Below are 268 nucleotides of genomic sequence, written 5' to 3'. Positions count from 1 at the left end.
GGATTAGGATCAATATTTGAATAAACCACATGTGCTGGCATCACACCTTGTAGCTGCTGAGAACCTATCAAGAGCTTAAATGGCTGCATATCAAAAGCTTCCACCTGCTCTTTAGTCCTTGGATCAACTGGCATGGCAATATGTGAATCGGCAGCAACACTGCCATGACCAGGAAAATGTTTTCCTACCGCAGCCATACCGGCCTCATTCATGCCAATGATAAACTGCTGAGCTAATGCACTGACTTCATCAGGATTTGCACTAAAAC

Annotated in this window: 1 protein-coding gene; it reads right to left on the bottom strand. The window is 44.4% G+C overall.

Annotated features, from left to right (window positions below; genetic code table 11):
- A partial coding sequence (locus AAEY79_RS15065) for a glycoside hydrolase family 3 N-terminal domain-containing protein (RefSeq protein WP_352289236.1) occupies window positions 1-268 on the bottom strand: 268 nt, incomplete at both ends.

It is taken from the genome of Psychrobacter sp. GW64-MNA-CIBAN-0177 (genome assembly GCF_040309585.1).
In the GTDB taxonomy this organism is placed as follows: domain Bacteria; phylum Pseudomonadota; class Gammaproteobacteria; order Pseudomonadales; family Moraxellaceae; genus Psychrobacter; species Psychrobacter okhotskensis.
Note: the sequence above shows the minus strand (reverse complement) of the source record. Positions and strands in the feature narration are given on the sequence as shown.